At 38.7% G+C, this 5,930-nt stretch carries 5 protein-coding genes; 2 read left to right on the top strand and 3 right to left on the bottom strand.

Annotated features, from left to right (window positions below; translation table 11 throughout):
• On the top strand, positions 1–651 hold a 651-nt coding region (locus tag AC3DU7_RS22640; RefSeq protein ID WP_488041556.1), incomplete at its 5' end, for a hydantoinase B/oxoprolinase family protein.
• A 400-nt stretch (positions 652–1,051) separates the two neighbouring features.
• Here the strand turns inward: AC3DU7_RS22640 and AC3DU7_RS22635 are convergent.
• Positions 1,052–1,804: a DUF4465 domain-containing protein gene (locus AC3DU7_RS22635; RefSeq protein ID WP_488041555.1), complete on the bottom strand. Its 753-nt coding sequence runs from the start codon at positions 1,802–1,804 to the stop codon at positions 1,052–1,054.
• Positions 1,805–2,365: 561 nt separating this feature from the next.
• On the opposite strand from AC3DU7_RS22635, the gene AC3DU7_RS22630 reads away from it, so the two are divergent.
• On the top strand, positions 2,366–2,953 hold the full coding sequence (locus AC3DU7_RS22630) for a hypothetical protein (protein WP_488041554.1): 588 nt from the start codon (positions 2,366–2,368) through the stop codon (positions 2,951–2,953).
• Between the two features lie 420 nt (positions 2,954–3,373).
• Here the strand turns inward: AC3DU7_RS22630 and cpeA are convergent, their stop codons facing one another.
• A complete protein-coding gene (gene cpeA / locus AC3DU7_RS22625) occupies positions 3,374–3,868 on the bottom strand; it encodes a C-phycoerythrin subunit alpha (RefSeq protein WP_488041553.1) in 495 nt (164 codons plus the stop codon).
• Positions 3,869–4,200: 332 nt separating this feature from the next.
• A complete protein-coding gene (cpeB, locus tag AC3DU7_RS22620) occupies positions 4,201–4,761 on the bottom strand; it encodes a phycoerythrin subunit beta (protein WP_488041552.1) in 561 nt (186 codons plus the stop codon).
• Positions 4,762–5,930: the final 1,169 nt, after the last annotated feature.

The raw sequence follows: 5,930 nt of genomic DNA, 5'->3' as shown, positions 1-5,930 counted from the left end.
ACCCTAGTTGATGATGATATTCCCCTCAATGCAGGTTGTCTCAAACCATTAGAAATTATTATCCCCAAAGGTAGTATGTTAGACCCCAAATATCCAGCAGCTATTGTCGCTGGAAATGTCGAAACTTCTCAAACTATCGCCGACACTTTATACAATTCTCTAGGAATAATGGCATCCTCCCAAGGAACAATGAATAATTTCACCTTTGGTAATAGTAAATATCAATATTATGAAACTATTTGTGGAGGTTCCGGTGCAGGTATTAACTTTCATGGCACCGACGCAGTACATACTCACATGACCAACTCCCGGTTAACCGACCCCGAAGTGTTGGAATGGCGGTTTCCAGTATTGTTAGAAAATTTTGCCATTCGTTCCGGGAGTGGAGGCGAAGGTTTATATAAAGGTGGCAATGGAGTAATTCGGAAGATACGTTTTTTGGAGCAGATGACCGCCGGGATATTATCAGGTCATCGAGTTGTTTCTCCCCCTGGTTTGAATAGTGGGGGTAATGGTTTAGTTGGAAGAAATTATGTAGAACGCAGTGATGGGAAAATTGAAGAATTGGGGAGTACCGCCACTGTGGAGATGAATGTGGGTGATGTGTTTGTCATTGAAACTCCCGGTGGAGGGGGAGTAGGAAAGTTGTAGGGTACGTTTCATGTCGCACAGCGAAACACACCTTAGTATTACCGAATAATTAATAATTAATAATTAAATAATTCTGGTTTAAAGCCTCCCCTTTTAAGGGGAAAAAAAAGAAATAATATCTCCTTATATTCAATTCCGTAGCGGTTAAAACCCGAAGTAATTATCAATTATCAATTAATGAAATTTACTACCTTATATGTTTGCCTAGAGCTTATAGATCCATAAATCTAGCAATTAATCCTATTTGCGCTTTAACATCGAACCAACGCCAACAGCGCCGAATACTAACAGGACTTACGCAAATTTTGAGACAATACGCTATCCCTGGAGGGCGAATGCCATTCGCTAGATATGACGGTTCTGCGTAAGTCCTGACTAATAAACCAAGATTTGAAGCAGATTATGGTACAGATTGGTGTAAAGTAAGATCATCCAAAGCAAAATATGCTGGGGTATTTAGCCCAAATTGAGGGTCATTATCAGATGAGGTGAGTGCGAAGGAAAGTTTAGTTGCAGCGTTGAGAGGCGATAAATCGACTAAACTCCAATCATCAACAATGAAGTCTTGGGAGTTATCTGCAAAACGATAATCCGCTAAATAGAACTCTACACTTCCTACCGAAGTATTAGAATTATCCAGACCATTAATTGTCAACAAAAAGAAGTCAGGATCGTCGCCAGAGTCACCACCAAACTTCTTAGCAAAATGATCTCCATTCAGCATAGACAGAGCAGCGTAGGTTGTATTTGTAATCCTTACAGAATCAACCGAATAACCATCAGGTAGCTCAATCATGGCATCACCCGGATTAAAGGTGAAAGCCACGCCATAATTTCCCATTCCACCAAACCCAGTACCAGTAAAGGCACTATATTGATTATCGGAACCTGGTGTTTCAGTGTCAGAGGTATTTGAATAGGACCATCCTGACCAACTTTCAGACTCGGGATCATAGCTATTGTTAAAAAAGGCATCCTCACTCGTAAATCCTCCAGCGCCATCGGAACCATTGTAAAATTCTTCAGCTTCAAGGGGCAAATCCTCAAAGTTAACAACTATAGGAATACTTGTAGCTTGTGTAGGAGCAACAAAAACTCCTAATATTATTGCTACAGAAATAATTAAAACAGACTTTAAATCTTTGATATTCATCGTTAGCTCACATTTAAATAGTTTTTACCCGCTATTTTTATTTTTGCCTAAAGTTGCAAATATTAATACATAATACTTACATATTCTCTAAAATAGCAAGCGTTTATTCATAACTTTACTGAATCTTTAAAAGATACATATAAATACTGATAAACTACAAATAATCTTCATATAAAATCTCTTAAATACCATAAACATTTCCTTAATTTAGACTATTTATGCGTAACTTTACTGATGCTTAAAAATTGAGAAAAAAATTCCAAGTTGGTGAGAAATATTTTTTATTACCCAAGTCACATATAGCGTAGATCAGGTACACCTCTGTACAGTTGTCTTTTTCTTTACCTTCTGGAGCTGTTCCCTAAAATCCAGAATTTTATACCTCACGCTTTTTGGGAATTGCTGTATCAGCGATCGCCTTTCTGAGAAATAGGCCATTAAATTAGAGATAACTGCTTAGTTATTTTTACTTATTGACTTTTTTGCTAAATTTAAGCTAGCTTAAAAATTATTTAGACAATCAAATTAGTTTAATATAGTTAAAACTAAGACGTTATAGTTATGAGTGTACAGTATGCAACTACAACAGAAGCAGCTTTTTTACTAAATATTTCCACAGGTAGATTACGAACACTTCTCAATCAAGGTCGTGTTAGAGGTGCAAGAAAAATCAAAAGACTTTGGATGATTCCATTAAATAAACGGGGAATGCCAGAAATTGCACCAGGTCGTCGTGGTCCTGAAGGTACTTGGAACAAAAATCAACGCACAGGCAATACCTTTATTCATGTTCTGCGAAAGACCATTGACTATAACCGAGACCATGGAACTACTCATCCAGCAGTTGCCGTAAAAGTAGGAGAAAAAAAAAATTATTGCCACGCTCTGAAAATTAACGGACCTTGCCAAATCGTTTATCAACCTCATCAACCCAATAGAAGTCAAGCCGGGGGAGCACGTCTGTGGATAGAAGTAGAACCACAACATATAGTGGAGCGAGTATACTTCAGTAATGGAGATTATGGTCCGCCACCGGAAGTAGTTGAGCAGCGGGCAAAAAATAAGAAGTCAAAAAATACAAGGAAACAACAGAAGCACTCAGATAAATACAGGACTTACGCAAAAGAAGAAGTTATACAACATTTGTAGGGGTTAACGGCCGTTAACTCCTACCATAAGTAGTCGTTATGCGTAAATCCTGAAATAATTTGCTTCAAAGGGAGCATTTATGCAGTATCAGAATTATTCCTTTAGTATCTCCAAGAATTCAAGTTTTGGGCGATACAGGTTTGTGGTTATCTGAAAATATTGAACAACGTACTAATATTTATAGTTTTTATTTATCGGACAAATTGAGGTGCAGAATCTGAATTTTAACTCAGACAACGCCAGATTTTTCACCTCTTCAGTCTTTCCTTATGCAATACCACCTCAGTTCAAAAAACTAAGAAACTCTCGGTTAGTTGCTCACCCGCTATTAGGTAAGTAACAAACTGAGAGTCCCAAAGTTCTATAATTTAAAGAAGATTACAGCAAGAATTCTATAATCTTGTCTAAATCCCTACTTTACTAGGACAAGGAGTTGATTACATAGTCTAGGAGACCATTGTACTCTACCAAAGCTTGAGGAGACATATCGCGAGGAGCACAACCACGATTACGAGCAAAGCTTAAAGCTTCAACATAAGGTGCAGTAGGTAAACTTAGAGCACGATAAACTTCACGCTGACCAGCAATTCCCCACTCATCAAGAGGACCAGTTCCACCAACTACTAAGCAGTAGCTGATCAAGCGCATATAGTGCTTGACATCGCGGAGACACTTCTCTTTAAAAACTGGTGTAGAGTTAGCTTGACCAGCATCATTCAAGTAAGGAAACTTCTTGATGCAAGCATCATAGGCTTCTTGAGCAACTGCATCAAGATTACCAGCTAGCTTTTCAGCTGCTTCCAGACGAGCTGCAGAGCGCTGGATAGAACCTTGTACTGATTCTAGATCGGAGCTGCTAGGAAAACGACCTGCTGCATCAGCAGCAGCAACTACTGTGGTAATAACTGATTTCATGTGTTTATTCTCTTCTGTGTTTGACTTTGTTAGATTGGTATTGAAACTTACTTAGTCTTGGCTAATCTTGACTACTCCCCTGGCTCTCTGCTGAGGGGATTCTAAGTAGATACTACACAACAGGATAAATCTCTGTTGCTCCGTTTCTTCTTAGCTGACCAAAGATATATTCTTTGGGGACAAGTCAAAGTGCCCCTACACAGTCAGCTTAAGTCTCAACTTAGCTTTCTGCTTACTTTAAAATAAAATACTTCGGATTAAAATCCGACTAGTCGCCTTTCATCCATCGCTTAAAAGACGATGGCTTTCATGCTCCCGTGTTATTTAGGTAATTAGCTTAGAGCAGCAATTACTGTATCAAAATAGCCACTTGCTTCAGCAACTAGGCTAGCGCAACGATCTTCTACTACAATAGCTCCCATGATGCGCTTTTTATCTCCTGCAAATTCATCACTAGGCTGATCTTTGATGTGAGCTGCAGCTTGAGCTTTCATGATTTGAACAGCGCGAACTGTAGATGTAGCAGGAACACCTAATGCAGTGTAGGTTTCTTTTAAACCATTTAAGCAACGGTCGTTGAGAACAGAAGCATCACCAGCAAGTAGTGCGTAGGTAACGTAGCGTAGGATGATTTCACCATCACGCAAGCAAGCAGCCATACGACGGTTAGGATAGCAGTTTCCACCAGCTTGGATTAATCCCTGGTTTTCACAGATCATTCCAGCAATAGCATCAGATACCATGCAGCTTGCGTTGCTAGCAATGGCGTTAACTGCATCAAGACGTCTGTTGCCTTGAGCAATAAATTCTTTGAGCTTATTTAATTCATCGCCACTAACAGGGGAAGTTGAGGCATCTGCTGAAACTACAGCTTTCGAAAAAGCATCTAACATTGAGCTCTCCTTAAAAATTGATTTTTTGTAACCTTGAATTGAAGTTTCTAATAAGAAGGTCTCTTTTGTCTCGCTTTCTGAGGAACAAAGTAATAATTCGTAAACAAGTAAATATTTGTTACGATTTTTCAGCCAATTAGCCAATGGGATGTCCAGAAGCTACGATCAAAACCAAATATTTAGGGTTTGCTGAAAAAGTGTTACGGGTAAGGGTAAGAAGTCAGGAGTCAACCCACCCCTAACCCCTCTCAGGAGGGCAAGGCTGTTTCAAAGTGTTGTAGATTAACGATTTAGGTAGAAAGGGAGATTAGAGAATAGTGGAACAGTAAAATTTGCCAAAATTTGCCGATTTTTCAGCCTATAAGCATCTCTTTTGCTCTAAGAGGATATTTGGTTCAATTGGTTCAAGCAGCTTAAATGACAAAAATTTGTAAATTAAGGATAATTGAGAAATTTGACTGAAATTCTGAGTATTTTGGCAAAATTTTCTAGTTATCCCCATATCTCTATTTCCTTCTGTGTTTTTCGCGAGAATTAAACAGCCCTGCTCCCAGGATGGGAAGTCAGGAGAAATGGGAATTAATTAAGAGGTAGTCAGAAAAATTAAAGGACAATTTTTCTGTGCTTGTCTGTAAAAAATGCTAATACGCATGAACTTTCTTGACCGAAAAGCTAGTACTTTTTTCAACCTAAGAAGGCTGAACCTTTATCAAAATAATTGGGTCGCGCAACCGTGCTTTTTAAGGCGAAATATTTTTAGAGAGTTGCTCAAATCCCGGTTACAAAAATAACTTCTGACTTCGTTAAATGTCAGTGCTTTTATAGTTAATTAGCAAACCCTATTTATATAAATGCCAAAATGCTAATCAATAATTAGGGTTTGCTGAAAAGGTCTTATAGATAGGGGGTAGGAGTCAGGAGTGAGAAGTCACAATTCAGGAGGAATGAGGAATTGCAGAGGATATAGTTGGAAAAATTGTTCTGAAATTTTGCTGCCCTTGTCTGCTCCAAATCCTGACATTTTCTGCTTTTGGGAGCAAAAACCTTGCACTTTACTATATAGAACCCCTAAACGGATGTATTAAACATCTCCTCCACGCATAGGGAGTAGGTCGTAGGGACGTTGCATGCAACGTCCGTACAGAGTAGGGGGAAAGAATTGATGAATA

Source organism: Okeania sp., from assembly GCF_983059655.1.
The sequence above is the reverse complement of the archived record's forward strand: the minus strand, read 5'-3'. Positions and strand labels throughout refer to the sequence as shown.

Bases quoted from the DNA above. Each gene is read 5' to 3' on its own strand.
- AC3DU7_RS22635 (WP_488041555.1), bottom strand. From the start codon at position 1,804: ATGAATATCAAAGATTTAAAGTCTGTTTTAATTATTTCTGTAGCAATA.
- AC3DU7_RS22630 (WP_488041554.1), top strand. From the start codon at position 2,366: ATGAGTGTACAGTATGCAACTACAACAGAAGCAGCTTTTTTACTAAAT.
- cpeA (WP_488041553.1), bottom strand. From the start codon at position 3,868: ATGAAATCAGTTATTACCACAGTAGTTGCTGCTGCTGATGCAGCAGGT.
- cpeB (WP_488041552.1), bottom strand. From the start codon at position 4,761: ATGTTAGATGCTTTTTCGAAAGCTGTAGTTTCAGCAGATGCCTCAACT.